This window comes from Pseudomonas sp. LP_7_YM, from assembly GCF_004364435.1.
Taxonomy (GTDB): Bacteria; Pseudomonadota; Gammaproteobacteria; order Pseudomonadales; family Pseudomonadaceae; genus Aquipseudomonas.
The window spans coordinates 113,527-134,287 of record NZ_SOCT01000007.1 but is presented as its reverse complement, the minus strand read 5'-3'; the positions used below and the strand labels follow the sequence as shown (position 1 = coordinate 134,287).

Below are 20,761 nucleotides of genomic sequence, written 5' to 3'. Positions count from 1 at the left end.
TGGACCGAGCATTGAGCCGACGTGATGGTTGAGCTTTTAAGTCTCCACACCACGTGTCCAGATTGATCAGCCACAATGAAAGAAGCCCCAACTAATTGGAGCTTCTGATGAGCTAATTCGCTATTAATTGTGGGAATGGAGTGCTAGTTCATTGGAAAAGGGACTCACTGGACAACCCGTTCTTTTCTAGAATTTCCCGTAAGCGCTTCAGCCCCTCGACCTGAATCTGCCGCACGCGCTCGCGAGTCAGGCCGATCTCAAGACCTACGTCTTCCAGTGTGCTGCTCTCATGCCCGCGCAAGCCGAAACGACGTATAACCACTTCACGTTGTTTGTCAGTCAACTCGGACAACCACTGATCGATGCTCTGGGAAAGATCATCGTCCTGCAGCAACTCGCACGGGTCGGTAGGCCGATCATCGGTCAGCGTGTCGAGCAACGTCTTGTCGGAGTCAGGGCCAAGAGACACATCCACCGAGGACACCCGCTCATTGAGGCCCAACATACGCTTGACTTCGCCTACCGGCTTTTCGAGCAGGTTGGCGATCTCTTCCGGTGAAGGCTCGTGATCGAGTTTCTGGGTCAACTCCCGCGCTGCCCGCAGGTAGACATTGAGCTCTTTGACCACATGAATCGGCAGGCGGATGGTCCGCGTCTGATTCATGATCGCGCGCTCGATGGTCTGACGGATCCACCAGGTTGCATATGTCGAGAATCGGAAACCACGCTCCGGATCGAATTTCTCAACCGCCCGGATGAGGCCAAGGTTGCCCTCCTCAATGAGATCCAGCAACGAAAGGCCACGATTGACATAGCGTCTGGCAATTTTAACCACTAGCCGCAGATTGCTCTCAATCATGCGCTTGCGCCCGGCCGGGTCCCCTTTTTGCGACAATCGCGCAAAATGAACCTCTTCTTCCGGAGACAGTAAAGGGGAGAAGCCGATCTCGTTGAGGTAAAGCTGCGTGGCATCCAGTGCCCGCGTGTAATCGATGTATTTGTGTTGCTTGAGTGCTGCGGAGTTTTTGGTCCTTGCACGAACAGAAGGTGTAGCTGGCTTCTCATCCGCTGCAGAATCCAGGACGATCTCGGGCTCCATAAGGAGAACCTCATCGTCTATGTCAAACTCCGGCAATTCTCTGTTGAGAGCCATTGTTATAGTCCTTTGGTGAGTTCGACCTCAAGCTCCAGTGGCGCCTTTTTCCTTGGCATCACCTGAGCCTGTCCCCTCTACGACAGGAACAGACTGGTAACCGATCAACGACGTGGCAAGAATTCCAGTGGGTCTACCGGCTTACCCTGACGGCGAATCTCAAAATGCAGCTTCACTCGGTCAGTCCCCGTGGACCCCATCTCGGCAATTGCCTGCCCTGCCTTGACCTGTTGCCCCTCCCGAACCAAGAGCCTGCGGTTGTGACCGTAAGCACTGACGTAGGTATCGCTGTGTTTGATGATGATTAATTCGCCGTAGCCCCGCAATCCACTCCCGGCGTATACCACTGAACCATCAGACGCTGCCAAAACAGGCTGTCCCAAATCACCCGCGATATCAATGCCTTTATTCAAACTACCGTTTGAAGAAAATTTACTGATTAAAACACCGCTCGCAGGCCACGCCCAACCGCTCGCCGACCGCGCTCCAGCAACGACCGGAGTGTTTACAGGCGTGTTTATCGGGCTTGTCGATGGCGCCCCATTGCCACCTGAACTGCCCTCAACAGGCCGTGTAATCACCGTGGTTTTAATTGACCCGGAAGCAGAGCTGGAATTGCCGGTGGTGGTTTGAGGAACAACCACCGGGGCGCCAACAACCGCGGTAGAAGATGAATTCGAACGCCCATCGAAGCGAATCGTCTGACCGACATGAATGGTGTAGGGCTCGGGAACATTGTTACGGGCGGCCAAGGCTTTCCAGTCCCAACCGTAACGGAAAGCAATGGAAAACAGCGTATCGCCGCGCTTAACGACATACTGACCGGTCGTCACGGGTTGCCGAGTGGGTGCCGCCGTTTTACCGCCATTGCGATCGACGACACGCACTCCTCCCTTTGGTGTGCTGGAGCAGCCGACCAGAAGGACACTCAGGGCAATGCCAATCACCAGACGTGGAAAACTTGCTGAAAACGTACGCTGCCGAATGACTGTGAGACTCACCCGCCACTCCCTTTACCGGTGACTGAATTAAAGCTGCCTATTGTGTCGTGAAGATGACGGGCAGCCATGGGGAAACTGATTACGAAAAACTTCAAGACGACGAGCGGCGAGTCGGCCAGGCCCTGATTGAAAATCGCCTGCCTGTAGACCGATGGCGCGTCGCGGAATTCATTGCAGCTGTAAAACAGTACTTATGCCAACGGGCCATTGAGCAATGGCACAAATCTCACCGCGCCCAGGACATGCCGGGAGAAGCCTTTGTCTTCGCGAATAATCAACATCAGTTGCTGTACTTCCCCTGATCCAACCGGAATCACCAGGCGCCCGCCCGGTGCCAGTTGGTCCAGCAGGGCCTGAGGCACATCGGTCGCCACCGCGGTCACAATAATGCCATTGTAAGGCGCCAGCGCTGGCCAGCCCTCCCAGCCGTCCCCCCAGCGAAACACCATGTTGCGCAGGTTGAGTTCGAGAAGACGCTCCTTTGCCCGGTCCTGCAACCCCTTGATGCGCTCGACAGAGAACACCCGCTCCACCAATTGCGCCAGAATGGCGGTCTGATAACCCGAGCCAGTACCAATCTCCAGCACCTTGTCCAGCGGTCCTGCCGCCAACAGCAGCTCGCTCATGCGTGCAACCATGTAAGGCTGGGAAATGGTCTGGTTGTTACCGATTGGTAAAGCGGTGTCTTCATAGGCGCGATGCGCCAGCGCCTCGTCCACGAACAGATGACGAGGCGTCTTGCAAATGACGTCCAGAACATCAGTGTTGCTGATGCCCTCTTCGTATAGCCGCTGAATCAAACGCTCGCGGGTGCGCTGCGAGGTAAACCCCACACCACGCCGTAACAGATCATCTTGTTCACGCGACATCAGGCCATTCCCTCAAGCCAAGCGTTCAGGCTGTTGAAACCGTCCTGATAGGTTCGATCCAGTTGTAACGGTGTAATCGAAACATACCCCTGCATCACGGCATGGAAATCGGTGCCCGGCCCGCCGTCCTCAGCATCGCCGGCAGCGGCAATCCAGTAACCGGCCCTGCCACGCGGGTCGACCACGCGAATCGGTGCCGCGGCGCGGGTACGATGCCCCAACCGAGTCAACTGGATGCCTCGCACGTGGTCAAGCGGCAAGTTCGGAATATTCACGTTCAATACGGTACGCGGTGGAAGGTCGAGTTGCTCGTGCGCCTCGACCAGAAGCCGGGCGTAGTGCGCGGCGGTTGCCAGGTTATCGACCTGACGTGACAGAAATGAAAAGGCGAACGATGGACGTCGCAGGAACCGCCCCTCCAGCGCCGCGGCCACGGTGCCGGAATACAGCACGTCATCCCCCAGATTGGCGCCCAGGTTGATGCCGGATACAACCATGTCCGGGTTATGCTCAAGCAGACCGTGGATGCCCAGATGTACGCAGTCGGTGGGCGTACCGTTGACGCTGATGAAACCGTTGTCCAACTGATGAGGGTGCAGCGGGCGATCGAGGGTCAGCGAACTGCTGGCGCCACTCCTGTCTCGATCGGGAGCGATGACCGTGCACTCGGCATAGTCCGCCAGCGCTTCATGGAGCGCAGTCAGTCCGGGTGCCGAGACCCCATCATCATTTGAAATCAGAATACGCATGGGCTGTCCGTCTGTCCTGCGGGCGCCAGATCGACGAGCTCGCGCACCAATGCGGTGGCGAAGCATCCGGCTGGCAGGACGAATTCCAGTTGCAGAATGTCAGGCTCGGGATAATGCCACGTCAACCGCCCGATGGGCAGTCGCAGGATGCGACGTTCGTGTTCCATTCCTGCCTTTATCAACCAGTTACAGAGCAAAGATTCACTCAGGGCGATACGGTTTTCCAGCTCGGCAGTGGCGCCAGCAGCCGGGGAGCCACCCTCGCCCCACTGTGGACCGGTGGGATGCAGATCGAGGATCGCCAGACGCGGGTCGCTGCACTCGGCCTCGCCGGCAGGAAAGAAGCTTCTACTGTCGGTAAATGCCAACAGATCGCCGACCTGGGCCCATTGCCAGCTGCCATCGGCAACCCGCGCGGCCAGCACTTTATTGAACAGATAACTGCGCGCCGTGGAGAGCAAGCGCGAGCGCACATTGCGCTGCTCCGGCAGGGCCTGGCGTTCGGCATAGTGCCGGGCCTCCCCGACGTTGCCGCCTTTGTAGCCAAAGCGCTGGGCACCAAAATAATTGGGGATGCCCCGCAGCTTGATGGTTTCCAGGCGCTTGTCGAGTTCGGTCCGGTCGCCCTTCAGCTGGGTCAAGCGCAGAGAAAAGCCGTTAGCGGCATGGGCGCCACGCTGCAATTTGCGTTTGTGACGCTTGCTGTCTAGGAGCTTCAGCGTTTCGTTTTCGGCGCTCGACATGTCGGGGTCGGCCTTACCCGGCAGCTGGATGCTGAACCACTGGCGCGTCAGCGCCTGGCGGTCCTTCAAACCTGCGTAAGCCACGGTGCGCAGCGGCACACCGGCAGCCTTGGCCAGACGGCGCGCAGCTTCTTCGGTGTTAAGCCCGCGCTTCTCGACCCAAAACCACAGATGCTCGCCGTCGCCGGACAACGGAATGTCCAGCACTTCATCTACCTGAAAATCTTCGGCAGTGGCTTTCAGCACTGCTGTGCCAAGCGTATCGCCATAGGCGCGCGGGCCCAGGAGTTCGGATTCGGTCATGCGGCGATCAACAATGCGACGGCGTGAACCGCAATGCCTTCCTCACGGCCGGTAAAACCCAGCTTTTCGGTGGTCGTCGCCTTGACGTTAACTTGATCGAGCTCTACCTGCAGGTCTTCGGCGATCAGCGCGCGCATGGTATCGATGTGTGGCGCCATTTTCGGGGCTTGAGCAACGATAGTGGCGTCGACGTTGCCGACCTTCCAACCCTTGGCCTTCACTTGCTTGAGCACATGACGCAGCAGCACGCGGCTGTCTGCGCCCTTGAACTGCGGGTCCGTATCGGGGAAATGCTTGCCAATGTCGCCGAGTGCAGCTGCGCCCAGCAAGGCATCGCTCAGTGCATGCAACAGGACGTCACCGTCGGAATGGGCGAGCAAACCGGACGTGTGCGCGATCCGCAGCCCACCCAAGGTAACGAAATCGCCTTCAGCGAAGCGGTGCACATCATAGCCGTGGCCAATACGCATAAAAAAACGCCCTGAAAAAGTCAGGGCGTGATTCTACCTACTTTGTTGACTATTAGGGCGTCCAGCTGCCTGAGACGCAGCTTGTCAGGCATTGACCCAGGCACCGTGGGAACACGCTCGCTCTCGAGGGCTAAGTTTGAGCCTCACATTCAAAGGAAAGATACTGGTCCTTCTCTCGATAGCAGCAAGTTCACCTCACCCACTCATCGCCCTGCCAGGGCCAGGGCGTGATAGCGCAGGTGATCTTCTATGAAGCTGGCGATGAAGTAATAGCTGTGGTCATAACCGGGCTGCAGACGCAGCTCAAGCGGATGGCCCACGGCTTTGGCCGCCTTCGCCAGCGCTTCGGGCTTGAGCTGATTGGCTAGAAAGTCATCACGATCGCCCTGATCCACCAGTAACGGCAGACGTTCGGTTGCCTCGGCGATCAGCACGCTAGCATCCCATTCGCGCCAGCGCGAGTGGTCTTCACCCAGATAGCGGGAGAACGCCTTCTGGCCCCAGGGACAGTCCATTGGGTTGGCAATCGGCGAGAAAGCCGATACCGATTGGTATCGCCCCGGATTGCGCAACGCGCAGACCAAAGCGCCATGACCGCCCATGGAATGACCGCTGATACTGCGGTTCTCCGAGGCCGGAAAGTGTGCTTCGATCAGCGCAGGCAGTTCGCTGACCACGTAGTCGTACATGCGGTAATGCCGAGCCCAGGGTTGCTGGATGGCGTTCAGGTAGAAGCCTGCGCCCAAACCGAAATCATAGGCGTTGTCCGGGTCATCCGGCACATCGGCGCCACGGGGGCTGGTATCCGGCACCACAATGATCAATCCGAGCTCGGCGGCGATGCGCAGAGCGCCGGCCTTCTGCATGAAGTTCTCATCGGTGCAGGTCAGACCCGACAGCCAGTACACCACCGGCAACCTGGCACCCTGCTCGGCCTGTGGCGGAAGATAAACAGCAAACACCATGTCGCAACCGAGCACATCGGAGTGATGTTTGTAACGCTTGTGCCAGCCGCCAAAGCTTTTCTGGCACGAAATGTTTTCCAGACTCATGGGTCGCTCCTCTCAGTTGCAAGCTTCGAGCAGTTGCAAGCTTCAAGCCGCAAGCTGCAAGAAGGGACAGCGGCGCGCCCTCTTGCAGCTGGAAGCTTGTAGCTCGTCACTGCTTCTCAGAAATGGATGACCGAACGAATGCTCTTGCCTTCGTGCATCAGGTCGAACGCTTCATTGATCCTGTCCAGGCCCATGGTGTGGGTGATGAAGGTGTCCAGCGGAATCTCACCCGTCTGCGCTTTTTCGACATAGCTTGGTAGCTCGGTACGGCCCTTTACTCCGCCGAATGCCGACCCGCGCCAGACGCGACCGGTAACCAGCTGGAACGGGCGGGTAGCAATTTCCTGACCCGAAGGTGCGACGCCAATGATGACTGACTCACCCCAACCCTTATGGCAGCATTCCAGCGCCGCACGCATGAGTTTCACGTTACCGATGCATTCGAAGCTGTAATCCACGCCACCGTCGGTCAATTCAACGATGACGTCCTGAATCGGCTTGCCGTGTTCTTTCGGGTTGATGAAGTCAGTGGCGCCCAGTTCGCGTGCCACATCGAACTTCGCCGGGTTGATGTCGATAGCGATGATGCGCGACGCCTTGGCCATTTTTGCGCCGATGATCGCCGCAAGCCCGATACCGCCCAGCCCGAAGATCGCAACGGTTGCACCCTCTTCAACCTTGGCCGTGTTCAGAACGGCACCGATACCGGTAGTTACGCCGCAACCGAGCAGGCAGACCTTCTCTAGAGGGGCTTCCTTGGGGATTTTCGCCAAAGAGATTTCCGGGACCACGGTGTACTCGGAAAACGTCGAGCAACCCATGTAGTGGTAAACCGGCTCGCCGTTGTAGCTGAAACGGGTCGTTCCATCGGGCATCAGGCCCTTGCCTTGGGTAGCACGTACTTTCTGGCAGAGATTGGTTTTACCGGACTTGCAGAATTTGCACTCGCGACACTCGGCCGTGTAGAGCGGAATGACGTGGTCGCCTACAGCCAGCGATGTCACGCCTGCGCCCACGGCCTCGACGATACCGCCACCCTCGTGGCCCAGGATGCACGGGAACACGCCTTCCGAGTCGGCACCGGACAGGGTATAGGCATCGGTATGACAGACACCGGATGCAACGGTACGAATCAGCACCTCGCCAGCCTTCGGCGCTTCAACGTCCACTTCGACGATTTGCAGCGGTTGGTTGGGCGCGAACGCTACGGCAGCACGTGACTTGATCATCATCATCTCCAGCGAGGTAAAAACAAGTCAGGAGTGTAAACCAGTGTCGTTTGATTAATAATCCTTCGAAAAGCAAAACATTAATGCTGTGTAGGGATAATCGATGTACACCAATCGCTGGCATGGACTGGACGAATTCGTCGCAGTGGCCGAATGCGGACAGTTTTCAGCAGCGGCCGAGCGCATGGGCGTCTCTTCCTCACACATCAGTCGACAGATTGCACGGCTGGAAGAGCGACTGCAGACACGCCTGTTTTACCGCAGCACACGCAAAGTGGTGCTGACCGAGGCCGGTCAGACGTTTTTGCACCACTGCCAACGGTTGCAAGATGGTCGTGAAGAAGCTCTGCGTGCAATGGGCGATCTGACCAGCGAGCCGAAAGGTTTGTTGCGCCTAACCTGTGCGGTGGCCTACGGCGAGCGCTTCATCGTGCCCCTGGTCAATCGGTTCATGGATGATTACCCACAACTGCGCGTCGATATCGAACTCACCAATAACACGCTGGATCTGGTGCACGAAGGGATGGACCTGGCAATTCGTCTCGGTCGCTTGCAGGAGTCGCGACTGGTGGCCACCCGTCTTGCGCCCCGACGCATGTACCTGTGCGCCTCACCTTCCTATGTGGAGCGTTACAGTCGGCCCCACAGTCTGTCGGAGCTAAACCGGCATAACTGCCTGATCGGCAGCTCCGACAGTTGGTTGCTACAGCAGAATGGGCGCGAGTTTTCCCAACGGGTGCAGGGAAACTGGCGCTGCAACAGTGGGCAGGCGGTACTGGACGCTGCATTGCAAGGCATGGGCTTGTGTCAGTTGCCGGATTATTACGTGCTGGAACATTTGAAAAGCGGAGCCCTGATCTCTTTGCTCGACGCCCATCAGCCGCCCAGCACGGCGGTATGGGCGCTGTACCCACAGCAGCGGCACCTTTCGCCGAAAGTCAGGAAGCTGGTGGACTGTCTGAAAACCGGGTTGGCGTTGCGGGACGAATACAGCCAGTGAAATCAGATGATGAATCCACTGGGAGCGAATTTATTCGCTGGAGGCCGGGACAAACAACCTATCCATGTCGTCTGGAAGATTTCGCGAATGAATTCGCTCCAGTAGTCAGTACAGCGGGATACCCATCAGCGGTTGAACTCACTGCGTCGCAGCCGCAGCCATTCCAGATCTTCCGGGCGGGTGATCTTGATATTGTCGGCGCGGCCTTCAATCAGCCGTGGCGACTGCCCAGCCCATTCAATTGCGGAGGCTTCATCGGTAATTGAAACATTCGACACCAGGCTGTCCGCCAACGCCCGATGCAAAACGCCCAGCCGAAACATCTGCGGTGTATACGCCTGCCAGATCAGACTGCGATCAACGGTTTCGGTCACTCGCCCATTGGCATCGGCACGCTTCAAGGTGTCTTTTGCGGGAACCGCCAACAGCCCGCCGACGGGATCATCCGCAAGCTCACTCAGCAGATTGTCCAGATCGGAGCGGGCCAGATTCGGGCGCGCGGCGTCGTGCACCAGCACCCAGTCACTGTCATCGGCGCCATTAGCGTGCAGATGCAGCAGTGCATTGAGTACTGAGTGCGCCCGCTCCTTGCCGCCAGCGACCTGCTGAATTCGCGAGTCAAGCGCACAAGGCAACGTGGGCCAGTAAGGGTCATCCACAGCCAGACTGATCACCAACCCCTTGAGGCGGGGGTGATCGAGAAAGCAAAGCAGGCTGTGTTCAAGAATTGTGAGGCCGCCCAATTGCAGATACTGCTTGGGACGATCCGCCGCCATACGGGCACCCACACCCGCTGCGGGAATCACTGCCCAGAAGGCAGGAAGGGATTGTGTCATTTACGCCAACATCACTGTGCCAACTGATAGAGAGTCTCGCCGTCCTTGACCATGCCAAGCTCGTGCCGAGCCCGCTCCTCAACGGTCTCCAGGCCTTTTTTCAACTCCAGCACTTCGGCGTCCAGGACCCGGTTGCGTTCAAGCAAAGCATCGTTTTCGGCGTGCTGATCGGCGATTTGCTGGGTCAGGCTCGCCACCTGTGCAAGACTGCCATTACCCACCCATAAGCGGTATTGCAGGCCTGCGAGCAGCAAGAGCAGAACGAGGAACAACCAGTTAGGACTGCGCATTATGAATATCTGTTACCCGGTGGAAAGACAGCAAATACCGACCATTTCAAATGCCCAAGAGCCCGGTGGTCGCCGGGCTCCTGGATCAGGGCATCAGGATAAAACGCTTTCAGCGAATTGCCCTACAGTGCCTGCTGCCTTTTTACCATCTTGCAATCAGCCGCGAAACTCACCGCGACCACGGTATACCGCTTTGGCGCCCAGTTGCTCTTCAATACGCAGCAACTGGTTGTATTTGGCAATACGGTCGGAACGGCTCAACGAGCCGGTCTTGATCTGGCCGGCAGCCGTACCCACAGCCAGGTCGGCAATGGTCGAATCTTCGGTCTCGCCGGAGCGGTGGGAGATTACTGCCGTATAGCCGGCGGCCTTGGCCATCTGGATGGCTTCAAGGGTTTCGGTCAGGGTGCCGATCTGGTTGAACTTGATCAGGATAGAGTTACCGATTTTCTTCTCGATACCTTCTTTCAAAATCTTGGTGTTGGTCACGAACAAGTCATCGCCCACCAACTGGATCTTGTCGCCGATCTTGTCGGTGAGCATCTTCCAGCCATCCCAATCGGACTCGTCCAGGCCGTCTTCGACGGAGATGATCGGGTGCTTGCTGACCAGATCGGCCAGATAGTCGGCGAAACCGGCGGAATCGTATTCGCCTTCTTCGCTGAGGGTGTACTTGCCGTCCTTGTAGAACTCGCTCGCTGCGCAGTCCAGCGCCAGGGTCACATCCGTGCCCAGCTTGTAGCCGGCGTTTTTCACGGCTTCGGCAATGGCGTCGAGGGCATCGGCGTTGGATTTCAGGTTCGGTGCGAAACCGCCTTCATCACCCACTGCGGTGTTCAGGCCGCGGGCCTTCAGAACAGCCTTCAGGTGGTGAAAAATCTCGGTGCCCCAGCGCAGGCCTTCGGAGAAGGTCTTGGCGCCGACCGGCTGAATCATGAATTCCTGGATGTCGATGTTGTTATCGGCGTGCTCGCCGCCGTTGATGATGTTCATCATCGGTACCGGCATCGAGTAAACGCCCGGCGTGCCGTTCAGATTGGCGATGTGCGCGTACAGCGGCAGATCCTGATCCTGAGCAGCGGCCTTGGCAGCGGCCAGGGACACGGCGAGGATAGCGTTGGCGCCAAGGCTTGCCTTGTTTTCGGTGCCGTCGAGCTGAATCATTGCGTGATCCAGGGCCTTCTGGTCAACCGGGTCCTTGCCCAGCAGCAGGTCGCGGATCGGGCCATTGATGTTGGCCACAGCCTTCAGAACGCCCTTGCCCAGATAACGGCTCTTGTCGCCGTCGCGCAGTTCAAGTGCTTCACGCGAGCCGGTAGAAGCACCGGAAGGCGCGCAGGCACTGCCGATGATGCCGTTGTCGAGGAGCACATCGGCTTCCACGGTGGGATTACCACGTGAGTCGAGAACTTCACGACCTTTGATGTCGACGATTTTTGCCATTGTTGTTAACACTCCAAGATTGACGAAAACGACGCAGCTGGGAAAAAACGACTGACATCAGGGGCACTAGACAGCGGGCAGGCCCCAGATGACAGAATTTCCCGACCCGTTGGTCGGGAAACAAACGAGCGGCACTGTACCGGAGGCCATCGTGCCGGAGAAGCGGGTTTATGCCGTTTCTATCGTCGGGAAAGCTTTGACCAGATCATCGAGCGCCTTGAGCTGGGTCAGGAACGGCTCCAGCTTGTTCAGGCGCAATGCGCAGGGCCCATCGCATTTGGCGTTGTCCGGGTCCGGGTGCGCCTCGAGGAACAGCCCTGCCAGACCCTGGCTGATACCAGCCTTAGCCAGATCCGTCACCTGCGCACGACGACCGCCTGCGGAATCGGAGCGCCCACCCGGCATTTGCAGCGCGTGGGTCACGTCGAAGAATACCGGGTATTCGAAGGCCTTCATGATGCCGAAGCCGAGCATGTCCACCACGAGGTTGTTGTAGCCGAAGCTCGAACCGCGCTCGCACAGGATCAACTGATCGTTACCTGCCTCTTCGCACTTGTTCAGGATGTGTTTCATTTCCTGAGGCGCGAGGAACTGGGCTTTCTTGATGTTGATGACGGCGCCGGTTTTCGCCATCGCCACCACCAGATCGGTCTGCCGGGACAGAAAAGCTGGCAGCTGGATGATGTCGCAGACTTCGGCAACGGCTGCGGCCTGGTGCGGCTCATGCACGTCGGTGATCACGGGCACGCCGAAGGTGCTCTTGATCTCTTCGAAGATACGCATGCCCGCTTCCAGACCAGGCCCCCGGTAAGACGTCACGGAAGAACGGTTGGCTTTGTCGAAGCTGGCCTTGAAGACGTACGGGATACCCAGCTTCTGGGTAACACGCACGTACTCTTCGCAGACCTGCATGGCCATGTCCCGCGACTCAAGGACATTCATGCCGCCGAACAAGACCATGGGCTTGTCATTGGCAATGTCGATGGAGCCGACGCGGATGATTTTCTGTGCCATGTAATGAATTCCCTATCAGGCGTTCTTCTGATGTTGAGCGAGCGCTGCCTTGACGAAGCCACTGAACAGCGGGTGACCATCGCGAGGCGTGGAGGTGAATTCAGGGTGGAACTGGCAAGCGACGAACCATGGATGATCCAGTGACTCGACCACTTCGACCAGCGCGCCGTCACCGGAGCGACCGGACACCTTCAGGCCAGCCTCGATCAGCTGTGGCAGCAGCTTATTGTTCACTTCATAACGATGACGGTGACGTTCGACGATCACCTCGTTGGCGTAGCAGTCGTGCACCAGTGAGCCCGGCTCCAGCTGGCAGTCCTGCGCGCCCAGGCGCATGGTGCCACCCAGATCGGATGTTTCGGTACGGGTTTCGACAGCGCCAGTGGCGTCTTCCCACTCGGTGATCAGACCGACCACAGGGTGCGGGCTGCTGCGATCGAATTCGGTAGAGTTGGCGTCCTTCCAGCCCAGCACGTTACGTGCAAACTCGATGACGGCCACTTGCATGCCCAGACAGATACCCAGGTACGGAACCTTGTTCTCACGCGCGAACTGAACGGCAGTGATCTTGCCTTCGACGCCGCGCAGACCGAAGCCGCCCGGTACCAGAATCGCGTCCACGCCTTCCAGCAGGCCGGTACCCTGATTTTCGATGTCTTCGGAATCGATGTAACGCAGGTTGACCTTGGTACGGTTGGTGATGCCGGCATGACTCATTGCTTCGATCAGCGACTTGTAGGCGTCCAGCAACTCCATGTACTTGCCGACCATGGCGATGGTGACTTCGTGCTCAGGATTGAGTTTGGCGTCGACAACCTTGTCCCACTCGGACAGGTCGGCGCCTGCACACTGCAAGCCAAAACGCTCGACGACGAAATCATCCAGGCCCTGAGAGTGCAGGATGCCCGGGATCTTGTAGATGGTGTCGGCGTCTTCCAGCGCAATGACTGCACGCTCTTCAACGTTGGTGAACTGGGCAATCTTGCGGCGCGACGATAGGTCGATGGCGTGGTCGGAACGGCAAACCAGCACGTCGGGTTGCAGACCGATGGAGCGCAATTCCTTTACCGAATGCTGAGTCGGTTTGGTCTTGGTTTCGCCAGCGGTAGCGATGTATGGGACAAGCGTCAGGTGCATCAGCATCGCGCGCTTGGCGCCGACTTCGAAGCGCAATTGACGGATGGCCTCCAGAAACGGCTGCGACTCGATGTCACCGACGGTGCCACCGATCTCGACCAGAGCTACGTCGGCATCGCCTGCGCCCTTGATGATGCGGCGCTTGATTTCGTCGGTGATGTGCGGAATCACCTGAATGGTCGCGCCCAGATAATCACCACGGCGCTCTTTGCGCAGGACGTGTTCGTACACACGGCCGGTGGTGAAGTTGTTGTTTTGGGTCATGGTGGTGCGAATGAAACGCTCGTAGTGACCCAGGTCCAGGTCGGTTTCGGCGCCGTCGTGGGTGACGAACACTTCACCGTGCTGGAACGGGCTCATGGTGCCCGGATCGACGTTGATGTAGGGGTCCAGCTTGAGCATGGTGACCTTAAGTCCCCTCGCCTCCAGGATGGCTGCCAATGAAGCCGAGGCAATGCCTTTCCCCAATGAAGAAACAACACCGCCCGTGACGAAGATGTAGCGCGTCATGAAAAACCCTAGAAGTCTGCGTTAAAGCGGTCAGAGCCGCCGGGGAAAGCGAAGGAAGGCCGAAGCCCCCGATGACCTGCGTGTTTTACAAAGCATTTCCGAATCTGCTGCGTTGATCGCGACTGGCCGTTTCCGAACCTGTCAGTGACTCGCCACATTTGAGAATTGCCCAGTAAAGACTGGCTGGTAATCGGCAACTTGCGTCGCTCCGAAAGGATCGACATAAGCTGTATCAAGAAGGGAGCGTAGTCTACCGGAAACGGGCTCTCATCTCAAACTGTGGTCGTTCGTCGGTGGCTGCCAGTGCAATCGCCAGTCGCCACGGGGGTCGGCGTCGAGCCCGGGCAGGTTGGCAACAGCCAGCAACTGCTCGCCTCGATACAGCAGCGGCAATCGGCCGCGGAGAAACACCGGTACGCCCTTCTCATTGAGCAGCCTTTTAAGATCCCGGCGCCCACGATCCGGCACCTCCAGTACCTCACCCCCCTGTCGATAGTGCACGTGCAATCCGCCGCGTGGAATATCCCCGAGAATCTGCAACATGCCATTACCCGGCAATTGCAGCGGCTGCGAGGCCGTGGACCAATACTGCGTGCCAGCAACAGCCTTGAGCCAGATGCCGGACAGCCACCAGATACGCCCTTCGGCACGGTGCAGCTGACCATCGGTGAGTCGCCAGATCGGCCGACCATCAAGCCCGGCGTCTCTTAACGAATCCCAACCGGCCCAATGGTCGCTGTCCGGCAGGCGGGTGAATGCGCTCAGCCAATGGCGCAAGGCATTGCGTTGGCGGGCAGCAGACAATGCCTCAAGCGGCGCCAGCTCCAGTGATGGCAGACCCAGCCAGGGCCAGGGACAAGGCGTATCGGCAAGCGATAGATCCTGCAGTGCAAGCTCTTCCAGCAAGCCTTGCGCCTCAGCCAGATGTGCGGCGCTGCGCGTCATGCTGAGCACCGACTGGGGCCAGCGGACATTCAGCATCGGCAGCACCTGGTTGCGCAGGTAATTGCGGGAGAAACGGCTGTCGCTGTTACTTGGATCTTCAATCCAGCTCAGGCCTTCCTCTTGCGCATAACGCTCGAGCAACGCACGCGGCTCGTCCAGCAAGGGTCTGAACAGACGCCCCTTGCCCAACTCGCGCTGCGACGGCATGGCTGCCAACCCTCGTACGCCGGCACCGCGTAACAGACGAAACAGCAGGGTTTCGGCCTGATCGTCTCGATGCTGGGCAGTCAGCAGCACCTCCCCGGTTTGCAGGACTTCATTGAACGCGGCGTAACGTGCATCCCGGGCAGCTTGCTCCAGACTTGCCCCGGCGCGCACCTGTACGTCGATTACCTGTAATGGCACGCCCAGAATCTGACAGACCTGGCGACAATGCCCCGGCCACGACGCAGCAACAGCCTGTAAGCCGTGATGGATATGGACAGCAATCAGAGGGGGTAGACGCTGGCGCCTGGAAAGCTCAGTCAGCAAATGCAACAGAACGGTGGAATCAAGCCCACCCGAGAAGGCAACGCGCCAAGCGGCTGCGTCGCGCCATGGATCAAGGCGCGACAGCAGTCGACTGGATAACGCTTTCTTGCAACTGTCCGCCTTGCTCATGCTGGGTAACCCTGGGCGTCAAGCTGGCCGGACCTCGTCGAACAAACTGCGATCAGATGCCGTAGCTCATCAAGCGATCGTAACGACGAACCAGCAGCTCTTCGTTATTGAATTGCTTGAGCATGGCCAACTGGCTGCTGAGCGCCTCACGAATGGATGCCGAGGCTGCGGCCGGGTCACGATGCGCGCCGCCCAATGGCTCATCAATCACCTTGTCAACAATACCCAAGCCTTTGAGACGTTCAGCCGTGATGCCCATGGCCTCAGCGGCGTCCGGTGCCTTCTCGGCAGTCTTCCACAGAATCGAGGCGCAGCCTTCCGGTGAAATCACCGCATAGGTGGAGTATTGCAGCATGTTCAGTTGGTCGCAGACGCCAATGGCCAGAGCACCACCGGAGCCGCCTTCACCGATTACGGTGGCAATGATGGGAGTCTTCAGACGCGCCATCACTCGCAGGTTCCAGGCGATGGCCTCACTCTGGTTGCGCTCTTCGGCGTCGATACCCGGATAGGCACCCGGCGTATCGATGAAGGTCAGGATCGGCATTTTGAAACGCTCGGCCATCTCCATCAGACGGCACGCCTTGCGGTAGCCCTCAGGACGCGGCATGCCGAAGTTGCGACGCACTTTTTCGCGCACCTCGCGGCCTTTCTGGTGACCGATCACCATGACTGGCTGGTCATCCAGCCGCGCGATGCCGCCCACGATGGCAGCGTCGTCGGAGAAATGCCGATCACCATGCAGTTCATCGAACTCGGTGAAGATGTGCTGGATGTAGTCCAGCGTGTACGGACGACGCGGATGACGCGCCATGCGCGCGATCTGCCAACTGGTCAGGTTGCCGAAAATGCTTTCGGTGAGCGTATTGCTCTTCTCTTGCAGTCGAGAGATTTCATCGCCGATGTTCAGCGAGTTGTCATTGCCAACCAGACGCAGCTCTTCAATTTTGGCTTGCAGGTCAGCAATCGGCTGTTCGAAATCCAGAAAATTCGGGTTCATAGGCATCCGTCTTGGGTCGACGGCCAAGAGGCCGGCCGGTTGATCCGTAAGCGCCATACCTTAATGGAGCAGGCGCCTTGCGGTCGAGTTTAAATAATTCGTAGGGTCAGCTTTCAGCGATACTGCAGGAAGACGTTCTCTCGTCCGAACTGGTCACGCAGCGCCTGAATCAGGCTGTCTGCGGGATCGATTCGCCACGCTTCACCAAACTGCAGCAGCGCCCGGGCCTCCTGCCCGGTGTAATCGAGCGTGATCGGACACGCTCCCCGATGCTTCTTGCACAGGTCTCCCAGCCAGCGTAGACGATCACCCTTGAGCGCCTCGCTACGCACGGCCAGGCGTAAACTTTCGGCAAGTCCCGTCCGCGCTTCCTCCAGACTCATGACGCGCTTGGCGCGCAGGCGCAAGCCACCGGAGAAATCATCGGAACTGACCTCGCCCTCCACCACCACCATTGCGTCGGTCTGCAACAGCGACTGAGCGGCCTGGAACGAGTCGGCAAACAACGATGCCTCGATCCGGCCAGAGCGGTCGTCGAGGGTGATGAAACCCATCTTGTCGCCTTTTTTGTTCTTCATGACCCGTAAGGCGATGATCAGGCCGGCAACGGTCTGGGTGTCACGGGCCGGTTTCAGATCGACGATGCGCTGGCGAGCAAAGCGACGAATCTCACCTTCATATTCATCGATCGGATGCCCTGTCAGGTACAGGCCCAGCGTCTCTTTTTCACCTCGCAGACGCTCCTTGAGAGTGACCTCCTTGGCACCGCGATGGTTCGCGTAAACGTCCGCGTCAGCTTCAACGAACAGTCCGCCGAACAGGTCTGCGTGGCCACTGTCATGGCTGCGCGCTGTCTGCTCGGCGGCCTGGATTGCCCCTTCCAGAGCTGCAAGCAGCACGCCGCGGTTGCGGTCGATATTGGCCTGGTACTGTTTTGGCTCATCGAAAAAGAACGGACCGAGACGATCCAGCGCACCACTGCGAATCAGGCCATCGAGGGTTCGTTTGTTGACGCGCTTGAGATCAACGCGCGCGCAGAAGTCGAACAGATCCTTGAATGGACCTGCCTGCCGCGCCTCGGTAATCGCCTCGACCGGGCCCTCACCTACACCCTTGATCGCGCCAAGGCCGTAAACGATGCGACCTTCGTCGTTCACGGTGAATTTGAATTCGGAGTTGTTCACGTCCGGCGCATCGAGGCGCAACTTCATGGTCCGCACTTCTTCGATCAAGGTCACGACCTTGTCGGTGTTGTGCATGTCCGCCGACAGAACCGCGGCCATGAAGGGTGCCGGGTAGTGCTTCTTCAGCCACGCCGTCTGATACGAGACCAGCCCGTAAGCGGCAGAGTGAGATTTGTTGAAGCCGTATCCGGCGAATTTCTCTACCAGATCGAAAATATTACCGGCAAGGTCGGGGTCGATATTGTTGGTCTTGCAGCCGTCGATGAAACCACCGCGCTGCTTGGCCATTTCCTCGGGCTTCTTCTTACCCATGGCGCGACGCAGCATGTCCGCACCACCGAGGGTGTAACCGGCCATGACCTGAGCGATCTGCATCACCTGTTCCTGATACAGGATGATGCCGTAGGTAGGCGCCAGCACGGGCTTGAGGCCTTCGTACTGGTAGTCGACGTGCGGGTAGGACAGCTCGGCGCGACCATGCTTACGGTTGATGAAGTCATCCACCATGCCAGATTGCAGCGGGCCGGGACGAAACAGCGCCACCAGTGCAATGAGGTCTTCCAGGCAGTCGGGCTTGAGCTTTTTGATCAGTTCCTTCATGCCGCGAGATTCAAGCTGGAACACTGCAGTGGTTTCAGCTTTCTGCAGCAGGTCGTAGGTCGGAGCGTCATCCAGCGCAATGAACGCGATGTCCAGTGGCTCCTCGCCGACCTTGGCGCGTTCGCGATTGATGGTCTTCATCGCCCAGTCGATGATGGTCAGCGTACGCAGACCGAGGAAGTCGAACTTCACAAGACCCGCCGCTTCGACGTCATCCTTGTCGAACTGGGTGACCAGGCCGCTGCCCTCTTCATCGCAATAAATAGCCGAGAAGTCGGTCAGCTTGGTCGGCGCGATGACCACACCACCGGCGTGCTTGCCGACGTTACGCACCACGCCTTCGAGCTTGCGGGCCATCTCCCAGATTTCCGCCCCTTCCTCATCGGTCTTGAGGAAATCGCGCAGGATCTCTTCCTGCTCGTAGGCCTTTTCAAGGGTCATGCCGACTTCAAACGGAATCATCTTCGATAGACGATCGGCCAGGCCGTAGGATTTACCCTGCACCCGCGCCACGTCGCGCACCACCGCCTTGGCTGCCATCGAACCGAACGTGATGATCTGGCTGACCGCGTTGCGGCCGTATTTCTCGGCCACGTAATCGATCACGCGGTCGCGACCGTCCATGCAGAAGTCGACGTCGAAGTCAGGCATGGAAACCCGCTCGGGGTTAAGGAAGCGTTCGAACAGCAGGTCATACTGCAGCGGGTCGAGGTCGGTAATCTTCTGCACATAGGCCACCAGCGAACCGGCACCCGACCCCCGGCCAGGGCCCACCGGCACGCCATTGCTCTTGGCCCACTGGATGAAGTCCATCACGATCAGGAAGTAACCGGGGAAACCCATCTGAATGATGATGTCCAGCTCGAAATTCAGCCGGTCGACATAGATCTGACGCTTGGCCTCGTAGTCTGGCGTGGTTTCCTTCGGCCACAGTACCGCCAGACGCTCTTCGAGACCTTCGAAGGACACCTTGCGGAAATACTCGTCCATGGTCAGCCCATCGGGAATCGGGAAGTTGGGCAGAAAGTGCGTGCCCAGCTTGACTTCGATGTTGCAGCGCTTGGCGATCTCGACGGTGTTGGCCAGCGCGTCGGGCAGGTCGCTGAACAGCTCGGCCATTTCCTCGGCGCTTTTGAGGTACTGCTGATCGCTGTAGTTGTGCGAGCGACGCGGATCGTCCAGCGCCCGGCCTTCGCCGATGCACACACGGGTTTCGTGGGCTTCGAAGTCTTCCTGCTTGATGAAGCGCACATCGTTGGTCGCCACCAGCGGCGCGCCATGACGCTCGGCCAGGGCGACAGCGGCGTGCAGATGCTCTTCGTCATTGACGCGATGGGTGCGCTGGATCTCTACATAGAAACGGTCGGGGAACACCGACATCCATTCCTTGAGCAACTCATCGGCCTCGGCAGGGTTGCCGCCCAGCAGGGCCATGCCGATTTCGCCTTCTTTCGCCGCGGACAGGGCAATCAGACCCTCACTGGCCTGCGCTACCCATTCGCGATCCATGATCACCAGGCCATTGCGCTGCCCGTCCATGAAGCCGCGGGAGATCAACTCGGTGAGGTTCAGATAGCCTTTGGGATTGATCACCAACAGGCTCATGCGGCTCAGCGGCGCATCGCGATCGCGGCCCGCGAGCCAGATGTCGGCACCGCAGATCGGCTTGATCCCCGCACCCATCGCGGCTTTATAGAATTTGACCAATGAACAGAGGTTGTTCTGGTCGGTCACCGCTACCGCAGGCATGTTCATGCCGCTCAGCGCCTTGACCAACGGCTTGACCCGGACCAGACCATCAACCAGGGAATATTCGGTGTGCAGGCGCAGATGAACAAAAGAAGCCGGCATGGGTGATCCTATAGCGCACAGAAAACGAAGGCCGGATTGTACCGGCCTCTCATGAAAACATCAGCCTGCGATCAGTTGAACGGCAACGACGAAAAGCCGGTAGAGATCATCATGTCCCGAGCCTCATAGGCAGCACGCACCGGAGCGAAGGAGCGTCGATGAATTGGCGTCGGCCCCAAGCGCGCCAACGCTTCCAGATGGACCGGCGTCGGATAACCCTTGTGCCCCCCAATGCCATAACCGGGATAGACCAGTTCCAGTGCGCCCATCTCCCGATCACGAGCGACCTTGGCCAGAATTGATGCTGCAGCGATGGCCGGCACCTGGGCATCGCCCTGAATGACCGGAGCGCTGGGCACCGACAGTTGCGGGCAACGATTGCCGTCGATCAATGCCAGCCTGGGCGTGATCAGCAGGCCTTCCACCGCACGTTTCATGGCCAGCATCGTGGCGTGCAGGATGTTGAGTTCGTCGATCTCGTGCACTTCAGCCCGCGCGATATGCCAGCACAGGGCTTTTTCGCAGATCTCGTCGAACAGCCTTTCGCGTTTGGCTTCTGTAAGTTTTTTAGAATCGTTAAGGCCCAGGATAGGGCGCTTGGGATCGAGTATCACCGCTGCGGTGACCACAGCGCCGCACAGCGGACCACGGCCCACTTCGTCAACACCGGCGACCAGATCCTCGACCAGATTGAAATCCAGGCCCATTTGCATTGTCTTCCC

General features: G+C 58.5%; 18 protein-coding genes. 1 reads left to right on the top strand and 17 read right to left on the bottom strand.

Annotated elements, in window-relative coordinates; genetic code table 11:
• Positions 1–148: 148 nt before the first annotated feature.
• From rpoS to EC915_RS17355, 8 genes are all read right to left on the bottom strand, one after another.
• Positions 149–1,153 (bottom strand): RNA polymerase sigma factor RpoS, encoded by a 1,005-nt coding sequence (rpoS, locus tag EC915_RS17390; protein ID WP_133751763.1) that lies wholly within the window; start codon positions 1,151–1,153, stop codon positions 149–151.
• A gap of 104 nt (positions 1,154–1,257) precedes the next feature.
• Positions 1,258–2,154 (bottom strand): peptidoglycan DD-metalloendopeptidase family protein, encoded by an 897-nt coding sequence (locus tag EC915_RS17385; protein WP_133751762.1) that lies wholly within the window; start codon positions 2,152–2,154, stop codon positions 1,258–1,260.
• Positions 2,155–2,345: 191 nt separating this feature from the next.
• Positions 2,346–3,023, bottom strand: coding sequence for a protein-L-isoaspartate(D-aspartate) O-methyltransferase (locus EC915_RS17380; RefSeq protein ID WP_133751761.1), 678 nt, complete (start codon positions 3,021–3,023; stop codon positions 2,346–2,348).
• On the bottom strand, positions 3,023–3,772 hold the full coding sequence (surE, locus tag EC915_RS17375; protein WP_133751760.1) for a 5'/3'-nucleotidase SurE: 750 nt from the start codon (positions 3,770–3,772) through the stop codon (positions 3,023–3,025). Before surE ends, EC915_RS17380 begins: the two co-directional genes overlap by 1 nt.
• Complete coding sequence (truD, locus tag EC915_RS17370; RefSeq protein ID WP_133751759.1) at positions 3,760–4,818, bottom strand: tRNA pseudouridine(13) synthase TruD; 1,059 nt, start codon at positions 4,816–4,818, stop codon at positions 3,760–3,762. Before truD ends, surE begins: the two co-directional genes overlap by 13 nt.
• Complete coding sequence (ispF, locus tag EC915_RS17365; RefSeq protein WP_133751758.1) at positions 4,815–5,288, bottom strand: 2-C-methyl-D-erythritol 2,4-cyclodiphosphate synthase; 474 nt, start codon at positions 5,286–5,288, stop codon at positions 4,815–4,817. Before ispF ends, truD begins: the two co-directional genes overlap by 4 nt.
• Positions 5,289–5,491: 203 nt before the next feature.
• Entirely contained in the window at positions 5,492–6,340 is an 849-nt protein-coding gene (fghA, locus tag EC915_RS17360; RefSeq protein ID WP_133751757.1) for an S-formylglutathione hydrolase, read from the bottom strand.
• Positions 6,341–6,456: 116 nt separating this feature from the next.
• Positions 6,457–7,569 carry an S-(hydroxymethyl)glutathione dehydrogenase/class III alcohol dehydrogenase gene (locus EC915_RS17355; protein ID WP_133751756.1) on the bottom strand — a complete coding sequence of 371 codons (1,113 nt, stop codon included), beginning with the start codon at positions 7,567–7,569 and terminating at the stop codon, positions 6,457–6,459.
• A gap of 103 nt (positions 7,570–7,672) precedes the next feature.
• On the opposite strand from EC915_RS17355, the gene EC915_RS17350 reads away from it, so the two are divergent.
• Complete coding sequence (locus tag EC915_RS17350; protein WP_133751755.1) at positions 7,673–8,569, top strand: LysR substrate-binding domain-containing protein; 897 nt, start codon at positions 7,673–7,675, stop codon at positions 8,567–8,569.
• Positions 8,570–8,694: 125 nt separating this feature from the next.
• On the opposite strand, the gene ispD is transcribed toward EC915_RS17350, so the two are convergent.
• From ispD to rnhB, 9 genes are all read right to left on the bottom strand, one after another.
• Entirely contained in the window at positions 8,695–9,405 is a 711-nt protein-coding gene (gene ispD, locus EC915_RS17345; protein ID WP_133751754.1) for a 2-C-methyl-D-erythritol 4-phosphate cytidylyltransferase, read from the bottom strand.
• An 11-nt stretch (positions 9,406–9,416) separates the two neighbouring features.
• On the bottom strand, positions 9,417–9,695 hold the full coding sequence (gene ftsB / locus EC915_RS17340; protein ID WP_074752716.1) for a cell division protein FtsB: 279 nt from the start codon (positions 9,693–9,695) through the stop codon (positions 9,417–9,419).
• Positions 9,696–9,851: 156 nt separating this feature from the next.
• Entirely contained in the window at positions 9,852–11,138 is a 1,287-nt protein-coding gene (eno, locus tag EC915_RS17335) for a phosphopyruvate hydratase (RefSeq protein WP_133751753.1), read from the bottom strand.
• Between the two features lie 168 nt (positions 11,139–11,306).
• Positions 11,307–12,152 (bottom strand): 3-deoxy-8-phosphooctulonate synthase, encoded by an 846-nt coding sequence (gene kdsA, locus EC915_RS17330; RefSeq protein ID WP_133751752.1) that lies wholly within the window; start codon positions 12,150–12,152, stop codon positions 11,307–11,309.
• Between the two features lie 15 nt (positions 12,153–12,167).
• Positions 12,168–13,799, bottom strand: coding sequence for a CTP synthase (locus tag EC915_RS17325; RefSeq protein ID WP_133751751.1), 1,632 nt, complete (start codon positions 13,797–13,799; stop codon positions 12,168–12,170).
• A 267-nt stretch (positions 13,800–14,066) separates the two neighbouring features.
• Positions 14,067–15,404 carry a tRNA lysidine(34) synthetase TilS gene (tilS, locus tag EC915_RS17320; protein WP_133751750.1) on the bottom strand — a complete coding sequence of 446 codons (1,338 nt, stop codon included), beginning with the start codon at positions 15,402–15,404 and terminating at the stop codon, positions 14,067–14,069.
• 52 nt (positions 15,405–15,456) lie between these two features.
• On the bottom strand, positions 15,457–16,404 hold the full coding sequence (gene accA / locus EC915_RS17315) for an acetyl-CoA carboxylase carboxyl transferase subunit alpha (protein WP_133751749.1): 948 nt from the start codon (positions 16,402–16,404) through the stop codon (positions 15,457–15,459).
• Between the two features lie 113 nt (positions 16,405–16,517).
• Positions 16,518–20,039: a DNA polymerase III subunit alpha gene (gene dnaE / locus EC915_RS17310; protein WP_133751748.1), complete on the bottom strand. Its 3,522-nt coding sequence runs from the start codon at positions 20,037–20,039 to the stop codon at positions 16,518–16,520.
• A 71-nt stretch (positions 20,040–20,110) separates the two neighbouring features.
• Positions 20,111–20,752: a ribonuclease HII gene (rnhB, locus tag EC915_RS17305; RefSeq protein ID WP_133751862.1), complete on the bottom strand. Its 642-nt coding sequence runs from the start codon at positions 20,750–20,752 to the stop codon at positions 20,111–20,113.
• Positions 20,753–20,761: the final 9 nt, after the last annotated feature.